Source organism: Bartonella sp. SL320, assembly GCF_059687635.1.
Genome location: NZ_CM185143.1, coordinates 1 through 26,328, shown reverse-complemented (window position 1 = coordinate 26,328; position 26,328 = coordinate 1). Strand labels below are relative to the sequence as shown.

General features: G+C 37.7%; 19 protein-coding genes, 1 tRNA gene and 1 pseudogene. 13 read left to right on the top strand and 8 right to left on the bottom strand.

Features of this window, described 5'->3' with window-relative positions; genetic code table 11:
- Positions 1-31 precede the first annotated feature (31 nt).
- Entirely contained in the window at positions 32-754 is a 723-nt protein-coding gene (locus AC6ER8_RS00105; RefSeq protein ID WP_375622009.1) for a response regulator transcription factor, read from the bottom strand.
- A 386-nt stretch (positions 755-1,140) separates the two neighbouring features.
- Between AC6ER8_RS00105 and lysM the strand changes: the two genes are divergently transcribed.
- Positions 1,141-1,596: a peptidoglycan-binding protein LysM gene (gene lysM / locus AC6ER8_RS00100; RefSeq protein WP_497078310.1), complete on the top strand. Its 456-nt coding sequence runs from the start codon at positions 1,141-1,143 to the stop codon at positions 1,594-1,596.
- A 119-nt stretch (positions 1,597-1,715) separates the two neighbouring features.
- Here the strand turns inward: lysM and AC6ER8_RS00095 are convergent, their stop codons facing one another.
- Entirely contained in the window at positions 1,716-2,270 is a 555-nt protein-coding gene (locus AC6ER8_RS00095; protein WP_497078308.1) for a copper chaperone PCu(A)C, read from the bottom strand.
- Positions 2,271-3,310: 1,040 nt separating this feature from the next.
- On the opposite strand from AC6ER8_RS00095, the gene dnaK reads away from it, so the two are divergent.
- From dnaK to lepA, 5 genes are all read left to right on the top strand, one after another.
- The gene (dnaK, locus tag AC6ER8_RS00090) at positions 3,311-5,203 is read left to right on the top strand and encodes a molecular chaperone DnaK (protein WP_497078306.1); all 1,893 of its coding nucleotides are present in this window, start codon (positions 3,311-3,313) and stop codon (positions 5,201-5,203) included.
- A gap of 158 nt (positions 5,204-5,361) precedes the next feature.
- Positions 5,362-6,504 carry a molecular chaperone DnaJ gene (gene dnaJ / locus AC6ER8_RS00085; RefSeq protein WP_497079678.1) on the top strand — a complete coding sequence of 381 codons (1,143 nt, stop codon included), beginning with the start codon at positions 5,362-5,364 and terminating at the stop codon, positions 6,502-6,504.
- 1,446 nt (positions 6,505-7,950) lie between these two features.
- The gene (gene argB / locus AC6ER8_RS00080; RefSeq protein WP_497078305.1) at positions 7,951-8,856 is read left to right on the top strand and encodes an acetylglutamate kinase; all 906 of its coding nucleotides are present in this window, start codon (positions 7,951-7,953) and stop codon (positions 8,854-8,856) included.
- Between the two features lie 32 nt (positions 8,857-8,888).
- Positions 8,889-9,803, top strand: coding sequence for a DMT family transporter (locus tag AC6ER8_RS00075; protein ID WP_497078303.1), 915 nt, complete (start codon positions 8,889-8,891; stop codon positions 9,801-9,803).
- 1,472 nt (positions 9,804-11,275) lie between these two features.
- Complete coding sequence (lepA, locus tag AC6ER8_RS00070; protein ID WP_497078301.1) at positions 11,276-13,081, top strand: translation elongation factor 4; 1,806 nt, start codon at positions 11,276-11,278, stop codon at positions 13,079-13,081.
- 566 nt (positions 13,082-13,647) lie between these two features.
- On the opposite strand, the gene dapD is transcribed toward lepA, so the two are convergent.
- A complete protein-coding gene (gene dapD, locus AC6ER8_RS00065; protein WP_497078299.1) occupies positions 13,648-14,496 on the bottom strand; it encodes a 2,3,4,5-tetrahydropyridine-2,6-dicarboxylate N-succinyltransferase in 849 nt (282 codons plus the stop codon).
- A gap of 106 nt (positions 14,497-14,602) precedes the next feature.
- On the opposite strand from dapD, the gene AC6ER8_RS00060 reads away from it, so the two are divergent.
- Positions 14,603-15,466, top strand: coding sequence for an LOG family protein (locus tag AC6ER8_RS00060; protein WP_497078297.1), 864 nt, complete (start codon positions 14,603-14,605; stop codon positions 15,464-15,466).
- A gap of 32 nt (positions 15,467-15,498) precedes the next feature.
- Here AC6ER8_RS00060 and truA read toward each other — a convergent pair whose 3' ends face one another.
- Genes truA through def form a run of 3 tightly spaced genes read right to left on the bottom strand, consistent with a single transcriptional unit; the run spans position 15,499 to position 17,703 of the window.
- Positions 15,499-16,242, bottom strand: a complete 744-nt coding sequence (truA, locus tag AC6ER8_RS00055) for a tRNA pseudouridine(38-40) synthase TruA (RefSeq protein WP_497078294.1) — start codon at positions 16,240-16,242, stop codon at positions 15,499-15,501.
- A 1-nt stretch (position 16,243) separates the two neighbouring features.
- Positions 16,244-17,173 (bottom strand): methionyl-tRNA formyltransferase, encoded by a 930-nt coding sequence (gene fmt, locus AC6ER8_RS00050; protein WP_497078292.1) that lies wholly within the window; start codon positions 17,171-17,173, stop codon positions 16,244-16,246.
- On the bottom strand, positions 17,173-17,703 hold the full coding sequence (gene def, locus AC6ER8_RS00045) for a peptide deformylase (RefSeq protein ID WP_497078290.1): 531 nt from the start codon (positions 17,701-17,703) through the stop codon (positions 17,173-17,175). Before def ends, fmt begins: the two co-directional genes overlap by 1 nt.
- A 91-nt stretch (positions 17,704-17,794) precedes the next feature.
- Between def and AC6ER8_RS00040 the strand changes: the two genes are divergently transcribed.
- On the top strand, positions 17,795-18,985 hold the full coding sequence (locus tag AC6ER8_RS00040; RefSeq protein ID WP_497078288.1) for a DNA recombination protein RmuC: 1,191 nt from the start codon (positions 17,795-17,797) through the stop codon (positions 18,983-18,985).
- 114 nt (positions 18,986-19,099) lie between these two features.
- Complete coding sequence (locus AC6ER8_RS00035; protein WP_497078286.1) at positions 19,100-19,687, top strand: transglycosylase SLT domain-containing protein; 588 nt, start codon at positions 19,100-19,102, stop codon at positions 19,685-19,687.
- 1,057 nt (positions 19,688-20,744) lie between these two features.
- On the opposite strand, the gene AC6ER8_RS00030 is transcribed toward AC6ER8_RS00035, so the two are convergent.
- A tRNA-Ala gene (locus AC6ER8_RS00030) sits at positions 20,745-20,820 on the bottom strand.
- A gap of 114 nt (positions 20,821-20,934) precedes the next feature.
- The gene (locus tag AC6ER8_RS00025) at positions 20,935-21,315 is read right to left on the bottom strand and encodes a TIGR02300 family protein (protein ID WP_497078284.1); all 381 of its coding nucleotides are present in this window, start codon (positions 21,313-21,315) and stop codon (positions 20,935-20,937) included.
- A gap of 186 nt (positions 21,316-21,501) precedes the next feature.
- Here AC6ER8_RS00025 and aroA point away from each other — a divergent pair, with 186 nt between their 5' ends.
- The 4 genes and pseudogenes from aroA to AC6ER8_RS00005 form a co-directional block, all read left to right on the top strand.
- Positions 21,502-22,830 carry a 3-phosphoshikimate 1-carboxyvinyltransferase gene (gene aroA, locus AC6ER8_RS00020; protein WP_497078281.1) on the top strand — a complete coding sequence of 443 codons (1,329 nt, stop codon included), beginning with the start codon at positions 21,502-21,504 and terminating at the stop codon, positions 22,828-22,830.
- A complete protein-coding gene (gene cmk / locus AC6ER8_RS00015) occupies positions 22,827-23,474 on the top strand; it encodes a (d)CMP kinase (protein WP_497078279.1) in 648 nt (215 codons plus the stop codon). The genes aroA and cmk overlap by 4 nt, the downstream gene beginning before the upstream one ends.
- 135 nt (positions 23,475-23,609) lie before the next feature.
- Complete coding sequence (rpsA, locus tag AC6ER8_RS00010) at positions 23,610-25,310, top strand: 30S ribosomal protein S1 (RefSeq protein WP_497078277.1); 1,701 nt, start codon at positions 23,610-23,612, stop codon at positions 25,308-25,310.
- 231 nt (positions 25,311-25,541) lie between these two features.
- A pseudogene (locus AC6ER8_RS00005) lies at positions 25,542-26,327 on the top strand (hypothetical protein); the annotation flags it as partial.
- Position 26,328 lies beyond the last annotated feature (1 nt).

Sequence of the window (26,328 nt, the reverse complement as noted above, 5' to 3'; positions counted from 1 at the left end):
TTGCCATTCAAATTTTTGCGACAAAGCAGTTTTATACCTCGTGAAAACGATAACCTACACCATAAAGTGTTTCAATCATTGCAAAATCATCATCCACTTGTTTAAATTTTTTACGCAAACGTTTAATGTGACTATCAATGGTGCGATCATCTACGTAGACTTGATCACTATAGGCTGCATCCATTAAAGCATCACGACTTTTTACAACGCCTGGTCTTTGTGCTAAAGTTTGCAGAATCAAAAATTCTGTAACGGTTAAAATAACAGGTTTATCTTTCCATGTACAGGTATGACGTTCTTGATCCATTACAAGATCTCCGCGCTTGAGAGAAGAGGTAGAAGAAGTTCCTGTCGCAAGTGGTTGGTTGCGTGCATTAGAACGGCGCAAAATAGCTTTCACACGCTCAATGAGAAGACGTTGGGAGAAAGGTTTTGTAATAAAATCATCAGCCCCCATTTTGAGACCAAATAATTCATCAATTTCATCATCTTTAGAGGTGAGAAAAATAACTGGAAGATCAGATTTTTGACGCAAACGACGCAAAAGCTCCATCCCATCCATTCGGGGCATTTTAATATCAAAAATAGCTAAATGTGGGGGGTGAAGTGTGAGACCTTTAAGTGCAGATGCTCCATCTGTATAGCTCTCAACCCGATATCCTTCTGTCTCAAGCGCAAAAGATAAAGATGTCAAAATATTGCGATCATCATCAACAAGTACAATCGTTTGCGTGATTGTTGGTGTATCTTTCATGGTTTCTTAGACCTTTCTATTGCTGCGGTAGCAAATTACCCACACCTATTTATATGGGAGTTCACCTTTTTTTTGCAAAACAAATATGATACAAACTGTAGCAAAGTAAAAACCCTTTTGTCATTCCTGTAAAATCTTGTTTTGCTTTCATAATTTGTAACGTTTCTATGTCTATTAAGATCCCTTCGTTTGAGAGAAAATTTTCATAAAAGCTTTTTTTGTTAATGTTTATTACAAAGTTTATTATTGTCTTTGTCTCATAATTGAACAGGTTTGGTTTTGATTATTGAAGTTTAGAAAATCCGCCTATGTGTTTTAAGAGCAAAGACAAGAATGTGGCAATATATGCACAAAAATTTGTTTCTGCTACACAAAAGGAGGCCATAATGGGATTTTTTAATTTTATTAAAACTGTAGGGGAAAAGTTGGGTATGGGGAACCATGAACCAAAAGAAAAAGACTTTAAGGCCGCATTTGATCATTTTCAACTCAATACAGAAAAAGTCAATATTCAAGTTGAAGAAGGTAAAGCTATTTTAAGCGGTGAGGTTCCAGATAGGGAAACATTTGAAAAAGCACTTCTGGTTGTTGGCAATTCACAAGGTATTTCTTCTGTGGATGTTGAGCAGTTAAAGGTTATCGATACGACGCTTGGAAAAACTTCTCGCCTTTATGAGGTTAAATCTGGTGATAACCTTTGGAAAATTGCTGAAGAGGTTTATGGAAAAGGGCAAGGTGATAAAAACACACTTATTTTTGAAGCTAATAAACCAATGCTACAGTCTCCTGATAAAATTTATCCTGGACAAGTTTTGCGTATTCCTGAAATTGATCGCATTTAACATTTAGTATCTCACAAAGAATAATTTTTTGCTTATGTTATGGCATTAACAAAATGAAGAAGCGTAAAAAAATTCACGCTTCTTCATTTTATAAAATGTGTGTTTATAATAAAAAGAACTTAGTGAGCATGAGTAGATTTAGAAGGTGAGGTTGTTTTCATAGCGTTTACAGAGAAATCAACATTAATGGTTCCTGCGTTCTCAAATGTTAGTTTTGCACTAATTTTATCACCTCGCTTGAATGGTTTTGAAAGTCCCATAAACATAATATGATTACCGCCAGGCTTAAGCGTGATTTCGCCATTTCCAGGAATTTCAACGCCATTGTGCATCTTTTCCATTTTCATAATATCATTCACAACAGCCATAGAGTGAATCTCTGTTGTTTTTACACCGCTTGTGGAAATAGAAACCAAGCGGTCTGGAGTATCACTGTGATTAATAATGTATAGATAACCGCTACCAACTTTCGCACCTCTAGGTGTTTCCCGTGTCCAAGGGTTGAGAATTTCTATATCGCCAAGTTTATATTGTTGAGCTTCCGCCGGCAGAGTTATAACGGCAAAAAGAAGAGCACATAAGATATTTGTGATAACCTTTTTGCACGGATATTGTGCATGTATTGTATTTTTGAAAATGATATTTTTTATTTTTTTAATAATAGATGTCATCATTGTTCACCCTCCTTCATAAGATTCATACTTTGAATATCTTTTTTGTTTTAGCAGAGTTTTTGTTTAAAATAAAAGAAAGAATTACGAAAATAAAATTGATTTTAATCTAAGAATAGAAATCATAGAGTTCTTGAATTTTAAAGGCGAAAGTAAGGTTTATAACACCAAAAAGTCTCTCAATATTTCCATTTTCATTTCCCATCATATTCATCAATGGTATAAGGATCTATGGTGCATCACTGTTTTACTTAATAAAGATATAAAATAGAACAATCATACACTTGATCAACTCTTAAACATTATGGCAGCTTTTTACATTTTTAAAGTGTTTATAAAGAGGGATTGTTATATATCTTCAAATTTCAGAATTACAGTTAAGAAAAAAGCTCTTTCGGTAAGTTTAAAGCACAGCTTTCAAATAGCAATGAACAATGAGGCTATTAGAGAATTTTTTTTGAAAGAAGATCGATAGATAGTACCTTTACGAATATGAGCGTTAAGAAAAGCACCATTTAACACCATAAACGAGACTTTAAAAAAATGCTTCATAAGATATGGCGGTTATTTTAGTCTCGTGGCGTTTTAAAATGTCTATGATATCAATGATACACTTTTAAACGATATTTTAAAAAAGGTTTTACGTGAATATCCCTTATTAAGGTGAATATCCCTTATTAATTATGAGAGATCAAGAATGCGTATAAAATTACTCTTTTTATTTTTATGGACAGATATATTCGTTGAGAATTGCAAGAAAAATATATTATAATGGCAACTCTTTCATAAATCATGGTATTTATGAGTCATTAGAGCGACTATTTTAAAAGAAATTTTTTATTTTGGAGATGTTTCTCTCATTGTTCTCTTGTAGCAATAAAAGCCTGTTCTTATATACGAGGCAGCAAGGCTTGTTGCGACTTGCGGTTTATGATTATTTTTATGTTACTTAAAGCAAGATACGGGCTTTAAGTTTTATGAGGAGCTATCTTAAAAAGATGCTTTATGAAGGTTGAGGTAGCTTGCTGAATGGAGATTATAATATGGCAAAAGTAATTGGTATTGATTTGGGGACAACGAACTCTTGTGTGGCTGTTATGGATGGCAAAAACGCAAAGGTTATTGAAAACTCAGAAGGAGCGCGAACAACACCTTCCGTTGTTGCCTTTACTGATGGGGGAGAGCGACTTGTTGGACAGCCTGCTAAACGTCAGGCAGTAACAAATCCTGAAGGGACAGTTTTTGCAGTGAAACGCTTGATAGGGCGTCGTTTTGATGACCCTATGGTTGAAAAAGATAAAGCACTTGTACCTTATAAAATTGTTAAAGGTGACAATGGCGATGCATGGGTCGAAGAAGCAGGTAAGAAATATTCTCCATCGCAAATTTCAGCGATGATTTTGCAAAAAATGAAGGAAACGGCTGAATCTTATCTTGGTGAAAAAGTTGAGCAAGCCGTTATTACGGTTCCTGCTTATTTTAATGATGCACAACGTCAAGCGACTAAAGATGCGGGTAAAATTGCTGGTCTTGAAGTTTTACGGATTATTAATGAGCCGACAGCTGCTGCATTAGCATATGGTTTGGATAAAAAGGACGGAAAAACGATTGCTGTTTACGACCTTGGTGGTGGTACATTTGATATTTCAGTCCTTGAAATTGGAGATGGCGTTTTTGAAGTTAAATCAACCAATGGAGATACGTTCTTAGGGGGTGAAGACTTTGATATGCGCCTGGTTGGATATTTTACCGATGAATTTAAAAAAGAGCAGGGAATTGATCTGAAGAATGATAAACTCGCTCTACAGCGCTTAAAAGAAGCGGCAGAAAAAGCAAAGATTGAGCTTTCTTCATCACAGCAAACAGAAATCAATTTACCATTTATCACGGCAGATCAATCCGGTCCCAAGCACTTAACAATGAAATTGACTCGGGCAAAATTTGAATCTCTCGTTGATGATTTAGTGCAACGTACCATTGAGCCTTGTAAAGCTGCGTTGAAAGATGCTGGATTAAAGGCTGGTGAGATTGACGAAGTTGTTTTAGTGGGGGGTATGACACGGATGCCCAAGATTCAGCAAGTTGTGCAGAGCTTCTTTGGCAAGGATCCACACAAAGGCGTTAATCCTGATGAAGTGGTTGCAATGGGTGCTGCCATCCAAGGGGGTGTCTTACAAGGTGATGTCAAAGACGTGTTGTTGTTAGATGTAACACCTTTATCCTTGGGAATTGAAACGTTGGGAGGCGTTTTCACACGTCTCATTGAGCGCAATACCACTATCCCAACGAAAAAATCGCAAGTTTTTTCAACGGCTGATGATAACCAGAGTGCTGTAACGATCCGTGTTTTCCAAGGTGAGCGGGAAATGGCAAGTGATAATAAGTTATTGGCTCAATTTGATCTTGTTGGGATTCCTCCAGCACCGCGTGGGATACCTCAAATTGAAGTTACTTTTGATATTGATGCGAATGGTATTGTTAATGTTTCGGCTAAAGATAAGGGAACGGGTAAAGAGCATCAAATTCGTATCCAAGCATCAGGTGGTTTAAGTGATGCTGATATTGAAAAAATGGTACAGGATGCAGAAGAGCATGCAGCTGAGGATAAAAAACGCCGTGAAGGTGTTGAAGCCAGAAATCAAGCGGAAGCTCTTATTCATTCAACTGAAAAGTCACTTAATGAATATGGTGATAAAGTATCAGCTGAAGAAAAGGAACAGATTGAAACAGCAATATCTGATTTGAAATCTGCGCTTGAAGGCAGTGATACGGAAGAAGTAACAACAAAAATGCAAAAATTAGCTGAAGTCAGTATGAAGCTTGGACAGGCTATGTATGAAGCTTCACAAGCAGCGAGCGCAGACACTGAAACAGAGACAAAGAATGATGATGTTGTCGATGCTGATTTTGAAGAAGTTAATGATAAGAAGAAATAGTATCAGCATATGTATTGATTAATTTATAAACCCAGCCTTTGAAATATAAGGCTGGGCTTTATTATTTGAGAAAAGTTGCAACTTTGTTGCTAAAAATATAAATTAAAAGCAATGTGATCCATAAAGATGGATGACAGAAAAATTATCAGGAATACATGATGAAGGTTGATTATTATGAAGTTCTTGGCGTAACTCGCGAATGTGATGATAAAAAATTAAAGTCTGCTTTTCGTAAGTTGGCAATGCAATATCATCCTGATCGCAACGCCGGGGATAAAGAGGCAGAGCGAAAATTCAAAGAAATTGGTGAAGCCTATGAAGTTCTGAAAGATCCTCAAAAGCGTGCTGCTTATGATCGGTTTGGTCATGCGGCCTTTGAAAATGGCGGTGGTCAAGGGGGAGCCAATCCCTTTAGCGGTTTTGCCGCGGGTGGTGGATTTGCTGATATTTTTGAAGACTTTTTTGGTGAGATGATGGGAGGTGCACACCGTAAGCGTGGCGATGGTCGCGAACGTGGTGCAGACCTGAGTTATAATATGGAAGTGACTTTAGAAGAGGCATTTTCAGGAAAAACGGCAGAAATTAATATTCCCAGTTCCGTCACGTGCGATGTTTGTGAAGGCTCTGGATCGAGAAAAGGCTCTAGTCCGCAAGTTTGTGGAACATGTCATGGATCCGGTCGTGTACGTGCTGCACAAGGTTTCTTTTCTATTGAGCGAACATGTCCTTCATGTCATGGACGTGGGGAAACGATTACGGATCCATGCCCCAAATGTCAGGGGACACGACGCATAGAGAAAAAACGTTCATTGAGCGTAAATATTCCTGCTGGTATTGAAGATGGAACGCGTATTCGTCTTTCTGGGGAGGGGGATGCTGGTGTTCGTGGTGGTCCCAGTGGCGATCTTTATATTTTCCTTTCCGTTAAACCGCATGAATTTTTTCAACGAGAAGGAGCAGATCTGCACTGTCGCGTTCCTATTTCAATGGTAACAGCGGCTTTAGGAGGAGAGTTTGAAGTTTCCGACCTTGATGGTGTTAAAGCACGGGTTAAGATCCCGGAAGGGACACAAAATGGACGCCAATTCCGCCTTAAAGGCAAAGGTATGCCCATGTTGCGTCGTCAGCAAGCAAGAGGTGACCTCTATATTCATATCACAATTGAGACACCGCAGAAACTTACGCAAGAGCAACGTGAATTGTTGCAACAATTTGAAAAGCTCTCAAGTCATGAGAATTCACCGCAGTCCCATGGTTTTTTTTCTCGTATGAAAGAATTTTTTGAAAATATTTCTGGTTAAAAGATGTGAGTTGTTTCCAGAACAAACTATAAAACGCATTTGGAAGCTTATTGTTATTAAACTTTCTATTGTCTCATCATCTTTGAAAAACATTATTTGGGCTGGAAAAGAAAAGAGAGAAACGATTAATTTAGGGTAAGTTTCTGCCGCCGCTGATCGTTTTTTACATTTTACAAGTTTTATGGATAAGTCTTATTTTTGAGTGTCTGTGACATTTGAAAAAGGACTTATCCGTATAAGATATGTAATTGAGTAACTGATAATATTTCCAATGTTATAATAACTGCCTGATGCATACAGAGTTTTTTACGCAACATGCCTTTTTTAAAGCCTTATAAAAACTGTAAAAAGGCAGCTTCTGACCAAGCAACGCAGCTATTGGAAATCTATTTTTTTCAAAGAAGATAACCTTTTATGATCAATTTTATAGCTGATATTTTGTATAGTTTGAGCCAATGCTTTCCTTAAAATACAGGTTATTTTATTGGAATACCCTTGATATTTCTCATCGCAGCTCTTGATGGTTATTATTGCTTTTTAGATTGCGGCTTTTGCTTTGTATTTTTGATGTCATAAAATATTTTTATCTAGATAATAAAAAGTAATATAATTAAAATGCATATTAAAAATATTGCAACTTCTAAAATTTATTCAATAAGTTAAGCATGTATTGCTATGCGGAAAAAACTTCAAGAATTGAAGTATAAACATGAGAAATTGTATAAAACCTACAAAGATATCAATCGAAATGATTCGCAATAAATTTACAAAATACGATAATATTCTCTTAACAAGATATTATAGAGGCATTATGCCTCTTTTATATTGTTTCTTTTATGGATTAACTTTGTCGGATTAAGACAGTAATTGATGCAATATAGTAATTGATGCAATATAAGGAGCAATTTTACTTGTATCGCAAAGTTTTAATAAAATGCTTTAGAATCCTTTTAAGAATACGTTTGTATAGATAAGCCAGAGAAACTTTTTTCATTCGAATTTCCGCATAATTTTAATGATTATGAAGACAGTTAACATAAAGTAATCATTGTATAACTTTATGGTTCTTATCTAAACAATTGCTCTGATAAGGTGACAGTGCGAAGCTTTGTTCCTTCTTATTGTGGTGATAGGTTATTCATTTTTATCTTACAAAATCAACGGTTGTATATATTCTTATTCATTGTTAAGTATCTTCGAGGTTAAACTAATAAGTTGAATGTACAGCGTAGTTTTAAAATTTTGCTGTTTAATTTTATATATAAGATCATCAAACAAGAGCATTTTTTGTGCTTATTTTTTCTCTGTTAATTCTTTTTCATAATTTAAAAGAAAATTGACGATCTTCAGGGGGATGGATAGAGTAAAGCTTTGTTTTATTGTTTTCACTTTTCCTAAATTTCATTAAGAGATAGTAAAGTAAAAAGTGATGAGGAGACTCTGTTAATGGATGATACTAAAAACGATGCTGTAGATGTTTTAGAAAAACAAGCGGCATTTTTATCGTCTGCTTTACCTTATATGCAAAAATATGAAAATGAAACGGTCGTGGTGAAATATGGCGGTCATGCAATGGGTGACCTTGCTTTGGGGCAGGCCTTTGCGCGTGATATTGCTCTATTAAAACAATCGGGGATTAATCCTGTTGTTGTTCATGGGGGTGGGCCGCAGATTGCTGAAATTTTAATGAAAATGGGGATTGAATCACGATTTGAAAACGGTTTACGGGTAACCGATGAGCGGATCGTTGAAGTGGTTGAAATGGTTTTAGCCGGTTCCATCAATAAGGAAATTGTTGCTCTCATCAATGCGGAAGGTGAATGGGCAATCGGATTGTGTGGCAAAGATGGCAATATGGTTTTTGCTGAAAAGGCTTATAGAACTGTTATGGATCCTGATTCGCATATTGAACGTGTTTTAGATTTAGGATTTGTTGGTGAACCAGTTGAAGTTGATCGTACATTGTTGGATCTTTTAGCCAGTTCTGAAATGATACCAGTTCTTGCTCCTGTGGCTCCAGGACGCGATGGTAAAACCTATAATATTAATGCTGATATTTTTGCTGGGGCTATTGCTGGTGCACTAGAGGCCAAACGTCTTTTATTTCTCACGGATGTTCCTGGTGTTTTGGATAAAGAGGGTAAACTTTTAAAAGAATTAACAGTTTCTGAAGCTGAGAAACTTATTAAAAATGGAACAATTTCAGGGGGCATGATTCCAAAAGTAGAGACTTGTGTAAAAGCCCTCCAAAATGGTGTGGAAGGTGTTGTCATTTTAAATGGAAAAACGCCTCATTCTGTTTTACTAGAATTATTTACCGAGCAGGGAGTTGGAACGCTTATTGTTTCATAAATTGTGCGGAAAATTGGAGGAGAAGGTCTTTCATGACAAATATAAAACAGTTTAAATATCCTTTATTAAGCAAGCCAGAATTGGCCATATTTGCTGCGACAATATTATGGGGCATTACATTTTTAGTCATCCACATTGCGGTACGCTATAGCGGTCCTCTGTTTTTTGTTGGATTTCGTTTTATTGTTGCATCTCTGATATGTGGGGCAATTTTTTGGCGCTCTATAAAAGGTGTAACTGTTTATGAAGTTTTTGCGGGGATGGCGATTGGTTTAGCCATGTTTTTTGGTTATGCTCTTCAAGCGGCTGGTCTTCAAACGATTATTAGTAGTCAATCAGCGTTTATTACAGCACTTTATGTTCCGATGGTTCCAATCTTGCAATGGATTGTTTTTAAAAAACCTCCCCGTTTTGCTTGTTGGGTTGGTATTGTTTTTTCTTTTATTGGGCTTGTACTTGTTTCAGGCCAGAAGCCAGGAAGTTTTGATTTTTCAAAAGGGGAAATTTTGACTTTGTTAGGGGCTTTAGCAATTGCTGGAGAAGTCATACTTATCGGTATTTTTGCCAACAAGGTTGATAGTCGGCGTGTAACGATTATCCAGTTATTTTTTAGTGGTTTTTTTTCATTTGCTTGCATGCCTTTTATGGGTGAAAGTATTCCTGAATTTTCTTGGATATGGTTTAGTATTGGTATCGGATTGGCATTAATGAGTGCTATCATTCAATTGGCTATGAACTGGGCACAAAAATCTATTTCTCCTACGCGTGCAACGCTTATTTATGCAGGTGAACCGGTATGGGCTGGTATCGTTGGGCGTTTGGCTGGAGAGCGTTTATCCCCCCTAGCTTTATTGGGTGGCCTACTTATTCTGATTGGGATCATTGTTGCTGAATTACAACCTTCACAATGGCGTAAAAAAAATAAAGCAATTGAAAAAAATAATTAGTTATACTTCTTATTGCATGGAATTTTTGCTTATAGAGCTTTCATTTTTGAGTTTTTTAGTATGGAGATAATGAGGCTCTATAAGCTGTTTTTTCTTTTGGTATACCAAATGGGAGCAAGAGTATTTATTTGTTTACCTAATCTCTAAAATAGGAAGTCCACCTTCATTGAGCCGATGACATGAAGAGGTAAAAACAAAAACCAGCTCTCATCTTTACTATTATTTTTAAGTTGATCTTTACAATGTTCAAAAACACCCACGGTAATATTTTTGAATAGTAAAACTTACGCAACTATTGTACGTTATACCTTTTATCCTTTTATGGGATTATACTTTGCATGTAAATGTTTTAAAGAAACCTCTTATAATGTTACATATTGCTGCGCTTTTTTATAAAAGATACATTTCTCAATCTGTGTCATACTCATCGACGATTTCCGCAAATTATATGATGATCTCTGCAAGCTATATAATGTAAAAGCTTTTGCGAACTATATAAAAATCACAGAGTATCTTAAATAAAAGGCAGCATCATTTTCTTTATCAGCTGCCAACATTACAACAGCCCTTGGCACCTGAAAAAGGATGAAGTGTTTGATGTATTTCTTAAACGATTTTATCTGCCCATCAGCTCTGTTTGTTCACGGGGAAGAGAAAAAATTTGATTGATTATGAAAAGATTTAAGATGAGAGAGGCTCATGATATTCAGAGTTTTTCATTGAAATTGCAAAACAATAAACACTTATTATAAATTAATATATTATCCAATGAGTTGAAGATGAGAAATATTTTTTAGCTTTAATGGAACAAGAGAGGGATTGTATAAAAATTAAAACGATCACTCAATAGAATCTATTTCTAAAGCTTTATATGTTTGAGAAGAAAACTATCCCTTCCGATCATGCATTTGTTTTTATATAAGATTGCTAAAAAACAGATTATTGCGTACAAATAAAAAAGCACTTCTTTCGAAAGCTATCGAAAGTTTAAGCGATATATACGTCCATCCTATATTCATGCAACATATTAATTTATAATGATAATATAGCGTTATTGACATTGAATGAGAACTCTGAATACCATAAAATGCTCTCGTTGCAAATTTCTCTCATGTTAAATCAATCCCAATCACTTGCTTGCATGTCATAAGTGGGGTGAGCCATGTGGCTAAAACTGTACAAAAAAAGCATGCCTCCTATAAATTCTTTCAAGTTTCAAGGATCGTCACAACTTTGGGGGTATGCCCAAGTGTGCGATGGTGAGGGGTTATCCAACCTATGAGTCATAAAATAAGATATTAAAAGATCATTTTAATTCTCTTAATATTTAATTTAGTAAACAAAAGCCTTATTTTTAGGCTATAAGAAGTTTTATTTTGAGAGGCTTTTTTGGTTGATATTCTTTTGAAAGGTTCTCGATAACACATAATTGGTCTTTGCGTTTTGTATTATTCTTTGCTAAATCGCCTTATATGACAATAGATCGTAACTATATTCGTAATTTTTCCATCGTGGCGCATATTGATCACGGCAAATCCACTTTAGCTGATCGTTTGATTCAAATGACAGGAGGGCTTGATACACGTGAGATGAAGGAACAAGTGCTTGATTCCATGGATATTGAGCGTGAACGTGGGATTACTATTAAAGCACAAACAGTGCGTTTACACTATAAAGCAAAGGATGGAGAGACCTATATTTTAAATCTTATGGATACACCTGGTCATGTGGATTTTGCTTATGAGGTTTCGCGTTCATTGGCTGCTTGTGAAGGTTCTCTATTGGTGGTGGATGCAAGCCAAGGTGTAGAGGCACAGACATTGGCAAATGTGTATCAAGCCATTGATAATTCTCATGAATTAGTTGTTGTGCTTAATAAAGTAGATCTTCCAGCAGCAGAACCTGAGCGTGTAAAAGAACAAATTGAAGATGTGATAGGCATTGATACATCTGGGGCTGTGGAAATATCAGCAAAAACAGGATTGGGTATTCCTGATGTTTTGGAGGCAATTGTAACACAATTGCCACCCCCACGTACAGGCGATGTTTCAAATCCCTTAAAGGCAATGTTGGTTGATAGCTGGTATGATGCCTATCTTGGCGTCATTGTGTTGGTACGGGTGATTGATGGTGTATTAAAAAAAGGTCAAATCATTCGTATGATGGGTACTGGGGCAAAATATCCTGTTGAGCGTGTTGGGGTATTTACACCTAAAATGGTACAAGTTGATGCGTTAGGGCCAGGCGAGATTGGTTTTATCACGGCTTCTATCAAAGAGGTTGCCGATACACGTGTTGGGGATACGATTACGGAAGAGCGTCGTCCTTGTGAAAATGCTTTACCTGGTTTTAAGCCTGCGCAACCAGTTGTCTTTTGTGGGCTTTTTCCAATTGATGCTGCCGATTTTGATGATTTGCGTGCAGCCATGGGCAAATTACGCTTAAATGATGCGAGTTTTTCTTTTGAAATGGAAACATCAGCGGCCTTGGGGTTTGGTTTTCGGTGTGGCTTTTTAGGGCTTCTGCATCTTGAAATTATTCAAGAGCGATTAGAGCGTGAGTTTAATTTAGATTTAATCGCGACAGCACCCTCGGTTGTTTATCGCATGAATATGAATGATGGCTCTGTTAAAGAGTTGCACAATCCAGCAGATATGCCTGATGTGGTTAAAATTTCTTCTATCGAGGAACCGTGGATCCAAGCGACAATCATGACTCCTGATAATTATCTTGGGTCAATTTTAGAGCTGTGCCAAGAGCGGCGTGGGATACAGGTTGGGTTATCCTATGTTGGAACACGTGCTATGGTGACGTATGATTTACCACTCAATGAAGTTGTTTTTGATTTTTATGATCGCTTAAAATCGATCTCAAAAGGGTATGCTTCTTTTGATTATCAGATGAAAGATTATGCAGAGGGGGATTTAGTTAAAATGTCTATTTTGGTGAATGGAGAGCCTATTGACGCATTGTCAATGCTTGTGCACCGAACGATTGCGGAAAAGCGTGGGCGTTCAATGTGTGAAAAATTGAAAGATCTTATTCCTCAGCATATGTTTCAGATTCCAATTCAAGCGGCAATAGGTGGTAAAGTGATCGCGCGCGAAACAATTCGTGCTTTGCGTAAAGATGTAACAGCAAAATGTTACGGGGGCGATGTAACACGTAAGCGCAAACTTTTGGAAAAGCAAAAAGAAGGCAAAAAGCGAATGCGCCAATTTGGAAAGGTAGAAATTCCTCAGTCAGCGTTTATTCAAGCGCTCAAAATGAATAAGTAATAAAGAAATGCCGTTCACTGATGGCGCTTTTTGCATTTATCTTTTGGCTTAGATTTTTAAAGAGTTCTTTTTAATGAAAATTGCACAGTATTCATATTTTGGTTATCGTTTTTTTCATTGTGTCTCGTTTCTTACGTAAAACAGAATATTTTAAAAATACATTTGCGTTATATATTAGCGCACTTTTTTAAAGAAATATCTCTCAATGCACCTGACCTCATTTTACAGCGGGACCATGAAGATATAACGGTAAAGATCTCCGTGAACGACCTAAAACTATTTGTGGCATTATCATCTTTACCTGTCATAAAGTTCATAGTGCCGTCATCATACTTTTTACACGCTCAAAATGTTATGAGTGCTCTTAGGGTTTGAGAGAATGCATTGAAGACATTTTACTTTTTTTATTAAGAGGTATCTTACCCAAAAACTCCTTACGTTTATAATGCGCAAGGAGATGAAAGCGATTGATTGAATATGAAAGGATTTGAAGTGAGAAAATCCTTGTATTTTAAGATGTTTTTAAGTCTAAAACAATGAATTATTATTATAAAACAATAGGGTATTTAATCACGTAAAAGATCATTAATGGATGTTTTCTCTCGTGTTTTTTGATCAACACGTTTTACGATAACAGCACAATAAAGATTAGGGCCTGCCTCACCATTTGGGAGTGGTTTTCCAGGGAGAGACCCCGCTACAACAACGGAATAAGCTGGGACTTCACCAATAAAAATTTCCCCTGTTGTCCGATCAATAATCTTTGTAGATTTTCCAATAAAGACTCCCATTCCTAAAACAGCGCCTTCACGAATAATACAGCCTTCAACAACTTCAGAGCGAGCACCGATAAAACAATGATCTTCAATAATGGTTGGATTTGCTTGCAGAGGTTCCAAAACACCTCCAATACCAACACCGCCAGAAAGATGAACATGTTTACCAATTTGTGCACAAGAACCAACGGTGGTCCATGTATCAACCATTGTCCCCTCATCGACAAAAGCACCAAGATTGACAAAGGAGGGCATGAGTATAACGTTGGGTGCAATATAGGCAGAATGGCGTACAATGGCTCCTGGAACGGAACGGAAAGCAGCGTTTTTAAAATCTGCCTCTTGCCAACCGGAAAATTTCGAAGGAACTTTATCCCACCAATGTGTTCCATTGACTCCACCAGCAATAATTTGCATTGGATTTAGCCGAAAAGAAAGCAAAACAGCTTTTTTCAACCATTGATGAACATGCCATTGTCCATTTTGTTGCCGTTCTGCAACACGAATTTCCCCTTTATCAAGAAGGTTCAATGTATGTTCGACACTCTCACGAATTTCCCCCTTTGTGGTAGTATTAATAGAATCACGATCATCAAATGCTTTTTCGATAATGATTTCAAGTTGTGTGAGATGAGGCATGATAAGAGTTCCGTTAAACAAGTTGAAAGCTTCAAGATTTATTCTCTATGAACTACGCGAAGAAATGTTTTCAGTCAATAAAATGGTAAGAAAGTAGGACATGTGTATGAAAAAAGGCTGTAAAGAAAAAAGAAAAGAAGAACAAGAAAATTGGACACCACTTCTTCATACGAAAGAAGCTCTCCAACAGATCCATAAAGGCTCTAATTCAGCACAAATGCGTTCATCGACTTATCGTTTAGCTTATATCGATCAAGATTTTATGATGCGTCCAGAGCTGCGTTCACAACGTATTAGTCTTGAATTTTTAAAGCCGGAAATAACCCTTAAAGAATATAATATTCAATCAACCGTTGTTTTATTTGGTGGTGCACGTATTCCTGAACCCGGGCAAGCAGCGTGGGCTGCAAAAAATGAAACCCAAAAGAAAAACTTGCATGCTATGTCACATTATTACGATGAAGCAAGAGAGTTTGCGCGTTTGTGTTCCCGCCATTCGGCAAAAACAGAATATCGTGAATTTGTCGTTGTTACGGGGGGCGGACCAGGGATCATGGAGGCAGGAAATCGTGGTGCCTGTGATGTTGGGGCTCCAACGATTGGTTTGAATATTATTTTACCACATGAGCAAGCACCTAATTCTTATGTGTCTCCGCATTTGTGTTTTAATTTTCATTATTTGGGAATGCGCAAAATGCATTTTTTAGTACGGGCAAAGGCATTAGCAATTTTTCCTGGAGGATTTGGAACTCTGGATGAGTTGTTTGAGACGTTAACTTTAATACAAACAAGACGTATGAAACAGGTACCCATTTTATTGTTTGGTAAAGAATTCTGGAGCAATGTTATCAATTTTGAATATTTAGCTTCGCAAGGTACAATTTCTCCTACGGATGTTAATTTGATAAAATTTGTCGATACAGCAGCAGAAGCTTTCAAAGAAATTTGTTCTTTTTATAAGCTTTCTTAACGGCTTTTGAAAAAGTTATTTTTGTGAGACAGTTAATATTCTACCTTAGTCAAATAAAGCCCTGAAGGAGGAGCAACAACACCACAACGTTTACGATCTTTAGCATGAAGAGCTGCTTCAAGATCTTGAGCTGTCCAGCGTCCAATACCCACTTCCATGAGGCTTCCTGCAAAGGAACGGATTTGATGATGAAGAAAAGAGCGGGCCTGCGCGTAAAGGAAGATTTCTTCTCCTTCTCTTTTCACATCGAGGCGTTCAAGGGTGCGAATAGGGCTTTTGGCTTGGCAATGTGCTGAACGGAAAGTTGTAAAATCATGGTGTCCTACAAGTTTTTGAGCTGCTTCATGCATGCTTTCAGCATTAAGAGGTTTTGGCAACCACCACACACGTTTGGCATTTAAGGCTGGTGGAGAGCGACGATTGAGAATTTTAAAAAGATAATGGCGTTTGATAGCGGAAAATCGTGCATCAAAGTCATCAGGGACATTTTCTACATTTAAGATTGAAATCGCTTCCCCCTGTTGACGCAAAAGAGCATTGAGTGCATCTCGTACAGTATGGGGAGGCCAGTTTTTTATGAAATCAACATGGGCCACTTGTCCTGTAGCATGCACCCCTGCATCTGTTCGACCTGCTGTTGTTATGGTTAATTGTTCTCCACTAAAGCGGAAGATAGCCTGTTCAAGAGTCCCTTGTATGGTTGGGAGGCTTGCTTGACGCTGCCAGCCAGCGTAATTTGATCCATCATATTCAAGAGTAAGTTTAAACCGTGGCATATCAAAAAATAGCAGAAATATGAGCGCCTCGCAAAAAAGTTGCGCTCTCAAGGACTTTACCACCAGATCTTTGTAGATGGGTTATTTCAAGACGCCCTTGTCCACAATGGATAATCAAAGAACCTGGTTCTATTCGACCAATTTCAAGAGAAGGACCTGTGATTAGACGACTTCCAAGAATTTTCACCCGTTCTTCTTGTCCAGTGATATTCATGTTACACCAGCAACCAGGAAAGGGAGAGAGCGCACGGATATATTGATGAATAAATTCAGCAGATTTTGTCCAATCAATGCGGGTTTCTTCCTTTTTGATTTTGGTAGCATAGGTGATGCCTTCTTCTGGTTGGGGGGTAAGTTTAAGTTGTCCTTTTTCCAGAGTTGATAGAGTTTCTATCATAAGTTCTGCACCAATATGTGAAAGTTGTTTTGAAAGCTCAGCAGTGGTGGTGGTATCCGTAATAGGGAGTGAGCGTGAAAGAGCAATAGGCCCTGTATCAAGCCCTTCATCCATTTTCATAATCATCATCCCCGTTTCTTTATCTCCAGCCATAATGGCACGCTGAATAGGCGCAGCACCGCGCCATCGTGGTAAAAGCGAAGCATGGGCATTAAAACAACCAAAACGGGGCGTTTCGAGAATAGCTTTGGGCAATAGGAGTCCATAGGCAACGACAACAGCAGCATCAACACAAAGTGCTGCAAATTGAGCTTGCTGTTCAGCTGTTTTGAGTGTTTGAGGCGTGAATACGGGAATAGATCTTTCTTCTGCTGCATTTTGAACAGGTGAGGGGATGAGTTTAAGACCGCGACGCCCTGCTGGACGAGGGGGTTGACTATAAACGGCGACAACATCATGCCCAGCATCTAACAAAGCATGTAAAATGGGAACAGAAAAATCCGGTGTTCCCATAAAACTTAATCGTAATGCCATTACAAAACTGTTTCCTGCGTATTTTTTTCTTTTGCGCGTTTTTTAAATTTTCGGATGACCATATCACGTTTGATTTTTGAAATATAATCAATAAAAAGGCGCCCATCTAAATGATCAATTTCATGTTGCAAGCAAGTGGCTAAGAGATCATCTGCTTCAATCTCTGTTTGTTTTCCTTCACGGTTTTGATAGCGAATACAAAGGCGTTTAGGGCGTTCAACTTCTGCAAAATAGTCAGGAATAGAAAGACAACCCTCCTTATGAACATTACGTTCCTCTGAAAGCCATAAAATTTCAGGATTGATAATGACAAGCGGATTTTTTGGCGCATCATTTGGAGAGACATCTATAACCAACATGCGCAGGGGTATGCCAATTTGAATAGCAGCAAGACCAACGCCGTTGGAATGATACATAGTCTCCAGCATGTCATCAGCAAGCTTTTGGAGAGCTGTATCAACCTGCTCAACAGGTTTTGACACTTCCCGTAAAATCGGATCTGGTAAAGTAACTAAAGATCTCATTGACATGAAGAATAGATTAATCAATGCGTGTGTATTGGTCAATATTGAATAACGGATTCTGGCGCTTTTTTGAGATAAGCGCGTTATATTACTGTTTATGTTTGATTCGTTTTTTTCTATATTCGCAGATGAGTCTTTTTCTAAACTAATGCTTTTGCTTTTATTGATACTCGTCTGTTTGGCATTTTTTATGCTGATATATTCTCATCGAAAAAAAGCGCTTTTGGAAAATGAGATTGCTGAACGCGCACGTGAAGCACAAATGCAGATGGCTACTTTGCTGAAAACACAAGCTGAAATGCAAGGCCGAATGCAAACGATGGCAGAAATTTTTGGTCAAAGACAGGCAGAATTGAATAAATCACTCAGTGAGCAACTCAATGGCATGACAACAAGCTTGGGGCAGACACTTCAGGTACAGACAAAATCTACTTATGAAAATTTGAATCGTTTGCAAGAGCGTTTAGCCGTCATTGATGCGGCGCAAAATAATATTCAGTCACTGACTGGACAGGTTGTGCAGCTGCAATCCATTTTAAGCAATAAGCAGACCCGTGGTACTTTTGGTCAAGGGCGGATGGAAGCCATTATTGCTGATGCTTTACCAGCAAATGCTTATGCTTTTCAAGCTGTTCTTTCTAACGGAAAGCGCCCAGATTGTCTCATTCATATGCCCAATAAATCCCCTTCTCTTGTTATTGATGCTAAATTCCCTCTAGAAGCTTGGAATGCGCTGCGTAAAGCAGCATCAGAGCAAGAACGTCAAGAGGCAGAACGTCAGTTTCGCACCGATATGGATGTTCATATCCGTGATATTGCGCAAAAATATCTCATTCCTGGAGAAACCCATGATACCGCTTTTCTTTTTGTGCCGTCGGAATCGATTTTTGCAACAATTTATGAAGATTTTGAACCATTGGTACAAAAAGCCAATAGAGCTCATGTGATTATTGTTTCACCATCTTTATTAATGCTTTCTGTCCAAGTTGTGCAAACCATTATGAAAGATGCGCGGATGCGCGAACAAGCACATTTGATACAGTCAGAAGTGGCAAAATTAATGGAAGACTTTGGACGAATGGATACACGTGTTCGCGCACTACAGAAGCATTTTCACAAAGCAGGGGAAGATATAGAGGGAATTTTAATATCGTCCTCCAAAATTATGAAACGGGCAAATCGTATTGAAACTTTCGAATTAAAAGAAAATTACTCCGAACCAGCAAAAATGACAACATCGGCCCCATCGACTCAGTCGCAAACATTACGTTTTGTTGACGAGGAATAAAGTAAAGCAAGCCTCTTCAAGATAAGAAGTTAAGATCATATTCTTTATTGATTAGTAATAATTTTTGACTATCTCTAGTCTGTTTTATTTCTTAAATTGAAAGGAATAGGAAATATGCGACACCTTTTGTGTTTAGGGGCATTGGTGTTTTTGCTAGGGGGCTGTGCAACAACCACTCCGATCCACACAAACAATGCTTGTGCTATTTTAGCACAAAAAAATGGTTTTTTTGATAATTGGGGTAAGGCATCTAAAAAAGCAGAAATGCACTATGGTATTCCTATGCCGATTATTCTTGCAACTATTAATATGGAATCGGGCTTTCGTCATAATGCACGTCCTCCACGCAAAAAACTACTTGGTTTTATTCCATGGAAACGTCGGTCTACAGCTTATGGCTATTCTCAAGCGCTTGACAGTACATGGGCCATGTATCTTCGCTCCACAGGCAAGTCTTTTGCACGGCGTACGAATTTTGCAGATGCTGCTGATTTTGTTGCTTGGTACTATCGCCAAACTGTTCAACGCAATGGGGTGAGGTTTGATGATGCCTATAGCCTTTATTTAAATTATTATATGGGGCATGGTGCTTATGCGCGGAGTGGTGGGCATGTTAATGCTGCACTTTCACAGGCAGCGCAGCGTATGGCAAGGATGTCGAGACTCTATGAACAACAATTAAAGAGATGTGGATGGCGTTAGAGAAGATTTTCGAAAATCTTAATTAGGAAGTTGATGAGATAACATTATTTGAAAGCAAAATTTCTTATGGTGTAATTAACAGTATCGTTTTTCTAGTTGCAACAACATATTGATTTATAATGCTAACCTAGCGCTATTCATATTGAGTTAAAATTCCGCATACTGTAAGATTCTTTCATTTCAAATCTGTTTATCTTGAATCAATTAAAATCACTTGCTTGCATGTCAAAAGCGGGGTTGGCGTGTGGGTAAAAATTGTATAAGAAAGGACTAAAAGTGGCTTTTATGAACCGTCTTAATGCAAGGTCTGTCGCAATATTGGGAGCTGGCAAATATAAGGATGGTGCTAGCTTGCTGAATCAAATAAATTGTTATTAAATAAAATAAATGCAAATGACAAAAAAGCTTTTGCAATATGCAATGTATCTCAAGGTCCTCTTGGTATTTTTTCCTTTTGTCCAAAGAAGTTATATTGATGCAAAACATTTACAATAGAAACGATCTTCTATTTAGTATTCTCATTGAGTACCGGATTAAATACCAGAGATTGTTTAATAAAAATTTTTAAAGATAATATTATTTTATTCGGATTAAATTGAAGAGTCTCGAATACCGTAGAGTTTTATCATTTCATATTTCTTGATATTAAATCAATAAGAACCATTCGTTTGCACATAACAAGCGTAATCGGCATGTAAGAAAAATTGTAAAAGAAAGGATTCCCAATATTTCTTATGAATTATCTCAAATCTTAAGATCTATCCCATAAGCGGTCGCCAATATAATGGTGGGCCCGTCCTAGATTTCAATTTCGCTTGTGATAGGCTAGGAAAACATATTGAAGGGACTCAATTGTGTGAGGGCTTATGACGAGAAAATTTACTCTATTTTGAGTTTTTATGGAATACATAGATAATTTATCATGCAAAATCAATATGTTATTTTATCGTTAACATATCTCATGAATGAGCAGGTAACCTCTATTTAAGAGGAGCACTTTTAAAATTGGTGCACATACTCCCTGCTATAATTTTTTTGATAGAAAAGCTGGTCCTTTTGGTGGAGCTAAGCGGGATCGAACCGCTGACCTCTTGCATGCCATGCAAGCGCTCTCCCAGCTGAGCTATAGCCCCTATAAAAATCTTCCCCAAAACGATAGTACACAACCTCAGCTCTTGTAAAACGAGAAAAATTGAAGATCAAGAAGAATTTTTATTCCAGAGAAAAGATGCCTTCTTTTACTTCTCTTAAGAGTCGTCATCATTAGAAACACCGCCTCCGAGAATATCGGTAACGTCATCATTCTCATCGTCATCATCGTGAGATAAAAATGTATCATCATCATCACCCAGATCGACATCACTGTCTTCTAAATCAGGAAGATCATCATCTTTAGAATCGTCATCTTCTTCTTCAAGCAGCATAAAAGCAGACTTTTCAAGTGCTGTATCAAGCTCTTCAGTATCCACTTCTTCTTCATTGTTTGCTTCAGCTGCTGCAACCTCAAAATAAGAGCGCGGATAAGAAATCCCTGTATAAGGCGACACAATAGGGTCGCGATTTAGATCGTAAAATTTTTTTCCTGTTTCTGGATCAACACGTTTCGTTCCAAGTTCTTGTTTTGCCATAAACCGTGCCTCTTTGATTAACTCTATTCCATTAAAAGATAAATTTTATGGTGCTTAATCGAAAAATAATGCCTTTGTCAAAGATAAATATACTGTTCCACAGTGATTTTCTCATGACGCTCTTTAAAGCATGTGCTAAAGAATACATAATTTCATAAAAGTTAGATAGAATTAAATAGAATTTTCATGCAAAAAGCAATCCCTATAACTGCCTATAAATCGAGTCGTCTCTCTGGAAAGATTCAAATACCAGGAGATAAATCAATCTCTCATCGCTCTCTTATACTGGGAGGATTAGCAAGTGGTGAGACATATATCCACGGGTTACTTGAAAGCGCTGATGTACTTAATACAGCTGCTGCTATGCAAGCTATGGGCGCCTATATAATTAAGAAAGATGACTTCTGGATCATACGAGGAACAGGAAATGGTTGCCTTTTAGCTGCACAAAAACCTTTAGACTTTGGAAATGCTGGAACAGGTGCTCGCCTGATTATGGGAATGGTTGGTTCCTATCATATGAAAACAACTTTTATTGGTGATGCTTCTCTCTCTAAGCGTCCTATGGGACGTATCCTTGATCCACTGCGTCTCATGGGGGTTGAAATTGAGGCAACTGACGGCAATCATCTTCCTTTAACGCTTTATGGTCCGAAAATGGCTCATCCGATTCGCTACCGTGTTCCAATAGCTTCCTCTCAAGTTAAATCGGCCGTTCTACTTGCTGGACTGAATACAGCGGGCATTACAACGGTTATTGAGCCGGTTTTCACACGTGATCATACGGAAAAAATGTTAAAAGCATTCGGTGCAAAACTTGACATAGAAAGAGATAAAGAAGGCGCGCGTTTGATACATCTTCATGGTCAACCTCATCTTACTGGACAAACGATTCATGTTCCGGGAGATCCTTCTTCTGCTGCTTTTCCAATTATCGCAGCTCTTCTTGTAGAAGATTCTGATATCACCATTGAAAATGTTCTGATAAACGATTCTCGAATAGGGCTTATCGAAACATTGTGGGAAATGGGGGCTCAAATTGAATTTTTGAATCAACGCCAAACAGGTGGAGAGGATATAGCCGATCTACGGATAAAATCATCGATCCTTAAAGGTGTTAGAGTGCCTAAAGAACGTGCTCCATCGATGATTGATGAATATCCTGCTTTGGCAGTTGCAGCAGCCTTTGCAGAAGGTAAAACAGTGATGCTAGGAATTGAAGAATTGCGCGTTAAAGAATCAGATCGACTGTCTTCTGTCGCTCAAGGATTAAAAATTAATGGTGTAGACTGTGAAGAAGGCCAAGATTTTCTTGTTGTTTATGGAAAAGGTTCTGCCAAAAATTTAGGGGGTGGAAAGGTTTCCACACATCTTGATCATCGAATTGCTATGTGCTTTCTCACCTTTGGGCTTGCATCAGAAAAACCTGTTACCATTGATGATAAACGAATGATTGCGACGAGTTTTCCAGAATTTATTCCTTTTATAAAACAACTTGGGGGAAAAATTTCTTGAAGCCTTTTGTTATTGCCATTGATGGACCTGCTGCTTCAGGCAAGGGGACCTTAGCACGAAAAATTGCTGCCCATTATCATCTTCATCATCTCGATACAGGACTGACATATCGTGGTGTTGCGCATGCGCTTTTACAACAAAATTTAGCGCTTAATGATGAAAAAAATGCTATTATTTATGCTAAAGAACTTGATTTTAATACCTTAAATTCTGCTCTTCTCTCTTCTCATGAACTTGGTGAAGCGGCTTCAAAGATAGCGATTAACCCCGCTATACGTAAAATTCTTATCGAAAAACAACGTAATTTTGCCAAAACTTTACCTGGAAGCGTGCTGGATGGGCGGGATATTGGCACGGTCGTTTGTCCGGATGCCGATATCAAATTTTATGTTCTAGCCAATGTTCAAACACGTGCCAAACGTCGCTACCAGGAGATTTTAAAAAAGGGAGAGCAAGCAAATTATCATGAAATTCTCAGCGATCTTGAACAACGAGACCGTCGGGATATAACGCGCAAACAAAACCCGCTAAAACCAGCAAAAAACGCCCACTTGCTTGATACATCAGAATTGAGTATAGAAGCAACATTTGCAATTGCATGTAGTTTTATTGATCCAATCATAAAAATGCATATAATTGGATAAATTCGTTAAGGTAACTTCCAGCCTAGCGCTAACTTTTCTTCCTTATATGCAAGGAAAAAGGCTAAGGAGTTGCTCATGTTAACACTAACCTAGCGCTCATACCTTCATAATACAAGGTATATATTAGGAGTTCTTATGTCACAATACAATCCCACAACAGCGGATTTTGAAGCTCTTTTAACAGAATCTTTTCAAACAAATGATCTCAATGAAGGATCTGTTGTTAAAGGTCGTGTTATTGCAATCGAAAAAGACATGGCCATTATTGATGCTGGACTTAAAGTCGAAGGACGTATTCCTCTCAAAGAGTTTGGAGCAAAAGCAAAAGATGGTTCTTTGCAAGTTGGCGATGAAGTTGAAGTTTACATTGAACGCATTGAAAATGCGATGGGTGAAGCTGTTTTATCGCGTGAAAAAGCACGGCGTGAAGAAAGTTGGGTCCGTTTAGAGGAAAAATTCAATGCTGGTGCACGCGTTGAGGGCGTTATCTTTAGCCAAGTAAAAGGTGGTTTTACGGTTGATCTTGATGGGGCTGTTGCTTTCTTGCCACGTAGCCAAGTTGATATTCGTCCTATTCGTGATGTTTCACCTCTCATGCATAATTCACAGTCCTTTGAAATTTTGAAGATGGATCGTCGTCGTGGCAATATTGTTGTCTCACGCCGGACTGTTTTAGAAGAAAGTCGTGCTGAACAACGTTCAGAAATCGTACAAAATCTTGAAGAAAACCAAATTGTTGAAGGTGTGGTAAAAAATATTACAGATTATGGCGCCTTTGTTGATCTTGGTGGGATTGATGGTCTCTTACACGTTACAGATATGGCATGGCGGCGTGTTAATCACCCATCTGAAGTGCTTACAATTGGTCAAACGATTAAAGTTCAGATTATTCGCATCAATCAAGATACGCACCGCATTTCTCTTGGAATGAAACAGCTTGAAAGTGATCCTTGGGAAAGCATCAGTGTTCGGTATCCGATTGGTAAAAAAATCAAGGGTGCTGTTACCAACATTACGGATTACGGTGGGTTTGTTGAAATTGAACCAGGAATCGAAGGATTGATCCATGTTTCTGAAATGAGCTGGACAAAGAAAAATGTTCACCCTGGAAAAATTCTGTCTACATCACAAGAAGTAGAAGTGGTCGTTCTTGAGATTGATCCTTCTAAACGGCGTATTTCTCTTGGCTTAAAGCAAACATTTGAAAATCCATGGGAAGCTTTTGCCAATAAATTTCCTGTCAATTCACAAATTGAAGGAGAGGTTAAAAATAAAACAGAATTTGGTCTGTTTATTGGTCTTGAAGGTGATGTTGATGGTATGGTTCATCTGTCTGATCTGGATTGGAACCGTCCTGGTGAACAAGTTATTGATACTTATAACAAAGGTGATGTCGTTAAAGCAGTGGTCCTTGATGTTGACATTGAAAAAGAGCGTATCTCTCTTGGAATTAAGCAGCTTTCCAGCGATAAAGTTGGAGAGGCAGCCGCTTCTGGCGAATTGCGAAAAGGTGCTGTTGTAACGTGTGAAGTGATTGCTGTTAACGACAATGACATTGATGTGAAGTTGATTGATCATAACCTTGAAACAACCATTCGTCGTGCGGATCTCGCGCGTGATCGTGATGAACAACGTCCTGAGCGTTTTGCAATTGGACAAAAGGTTGATGCGCGCATCACAGCATTTGATAAAAAAACACGTAAAATTTCAGTATCAATCAAAGCGTTAGAAATTGCAGAGGAAAAAGAAGCAGTTGCACAATATGGTTCTACAGATTCCGGTGCTTCTCTTGGCGATATTCTCGGTGCAGCTTTGAAAAAACAAGAACAAGATTAATCATCAATCATTAAAGTTATTGGTGTTATTAAGGTCACTCCTGAAAGGAGTGACCTTTTTATTTTTTTAAAAAATTATCTATTTAATTTTTTAATTATTGCATCAAAAATTATAAATGCTTGCAAATAAAAACAAAAATTTTATTTTTTTGTTTATCAACGGTTCACTATTCAGATAAAATGCTTACAATTAAAATAAAAAAATAATATAATCGAATAACAATGGGACATTATGGCGTGCACAATACCTTTCATAAAGTGCTTTTTTTCTCAAAAAAAAGAAAAAGACCATTTTATTAAGACAGATTTTCCTCTTCGTGCAATTTATAAAGTGCAGGAAGATCTTTATAATTTAGGGAATGATATAGCTTCTGGTAAAGAAATTTTACTCCCTGAATATGAAGGAGTAGAAGATTTTCGCAAGAGACTGAATGAAAACTCTAAACTTATACTTCATGCTTTTCATACCAGTGATTTGGCTGCTCGAAACGATGAAACGATAGCACCCTCTGCTCAATGGCTTATTGATAATCATTACACTATTGATAAAACAATACAATTGTTACGCCGTAATCTCCCCAAGTCCTTTATAAAGAAACTTCCTCTTTCTACACAAAAAGCAGGAATACCACGCATTTTTGCTTTAACTTGGCTTTATATTGCACATACCGATAGTCGTTTTTCACAAGAAACACTCACGGCTGTGATTAATGGATTTCAAGAAGTTTCTCCGCTCACAATTGGTGAATTATGGGCACTTCCTTCTGTCATAAAAATGCTGCTCATTGAAAATGTGCGTCGTCTCTCCGTGCGTATCGAAAAAGCGCGGCATATGCGCCATCTTGCTAGTCAAGTGGCTGATAAAATTTCTCTTGTAGAAAATACAACAAGCTTAAACTCTCTTTTTACGCGGTATAAACCATTCATTGCTGATCCAACTTTTTCAGCGCATTTATTCTATCGTTTGCGTAGTGCATCTGTCGATTCAACTGTAGCCTTAACTTGGCTTGAAAAACAAT

Bases quoted from the DNA above. Each gene is read 5' to 3' on its own strand.
- AC6ER8_RS00105 (WP_375622009.1), bottom strand. From the start codon at position 754: ATGAAAGATACACCAACAATCACGCAAACGATTGTACTTGTTGATGAT.
- lysM (WP_497078310.1), top strand. From the start codon at position 1,141: ATGGGATTTTTTAATTTTATTAAAACTGTAGGGGAAAAGTTGGGTATG.
- AC6ER8_RS00095 (WP_497078308.1), bottom strand. From the start codon at position 2,270: ATGATGACATCTATTATTAAAAAAATAAAAAATATCATTTTCAAAAAT.
- dnaK (WP_497078306.1), top strand. From the start codon at position 3,311: ATGGCAAAAGTAATTGGTATTGATTTGGGGACAACGAACTCTTGTGTG.
- dnaJ (WP_497079678.1), top strand. From the start codon at position 5,362: ATGAAGGTTGATTATTATGAAGTTCTTGGCGTAACTCGCGAATGTGAT.
- argB (WP_497078305.1), top strand. From the start codon at position 7,951: ATGGATGATACTAAAAACGATGCTGTAGATGTTTTAGAAAAACAAGCG.
- AC6ER8_RS00075 (WP_497078303.1), top strand. From the start codon at position 8,889: ATGACAAATATAAAACAGTTTAAATATCCTTTATTAAGCAAGCCAGAA.
- lepA (WP_497078301.1), top strand. From the start codon at position 11,276: ATGACAATAGATCGTAACTATATTCGTAATTTTTCCATCGTGGCGCAT.
- dapD (WP_497078299.1), bottom strand. From the start codon at position 14,496: ATGCCTCATCTCACACAACTTGAAATCATTATCGAAAAAGCATTTGAT.
- AC6ER8_RS00060 (WP_497078297.1), top strand. From the start codon at position 14,603: ATGAAAAAAGGCTGTAAAGAAAAAAGAAAAGAAGAACAAGAAAATTGG.
- truA (WP_497078294.1), bottom strand. From the start codon at position 16,242: ATGCCACGGTTTAAACTTACTCTTGAATATGATGGATCAAATTACGCT.
- fmt (WP_497078292.1), bottom strand. From the start codon at position 17,173: ATGGCATTACGATTAAGTTTTATGGGAACACCGGATTTTTCTGTTCCC.
- def (WP_497078290.1), bottom strand. From the start codon at position 17,703: ATGTCAATGAGATCTTTAGTTACTTTACCAGATCCGATTTTACGGGAA.
- AC6ER8_RS00040 (WP_497078288.1), top strand. From the start codon at position 17,795: ATGTTTGATTCGTTTTTTTCTATATTCGCAGATGAGTCTTTTTCTAAA.
- AC6ER8_RS00035 (WP_497078286.1), top strand. From the start codon at position 19,100: ATGCGACACCTTTTGTGTTTAGGGGCATTGGTGTTTTTGCTAGGGGGC.
- AC6ER8_RS00025 (WP_497078284.1), bottom strand. From the start codon at position 21,315: ATGGCAAAACAAGAACTTGGAACGAAACGTGTTGATCCAGAAACAGGA.
- aroA (WP_497078281.1), top strand. From the start codon at position 21,502: ATGCAAAAAGCAATCCCTATAACTGCCTATAAATCGAGTCGTCTCTCT.
- rpsA (WP_497078277.1), top strand. From the start codon at position 23,610: ATGTCACAATACAATCCCACAACAGCGGATTTTGAAGCTCTTTTAACA.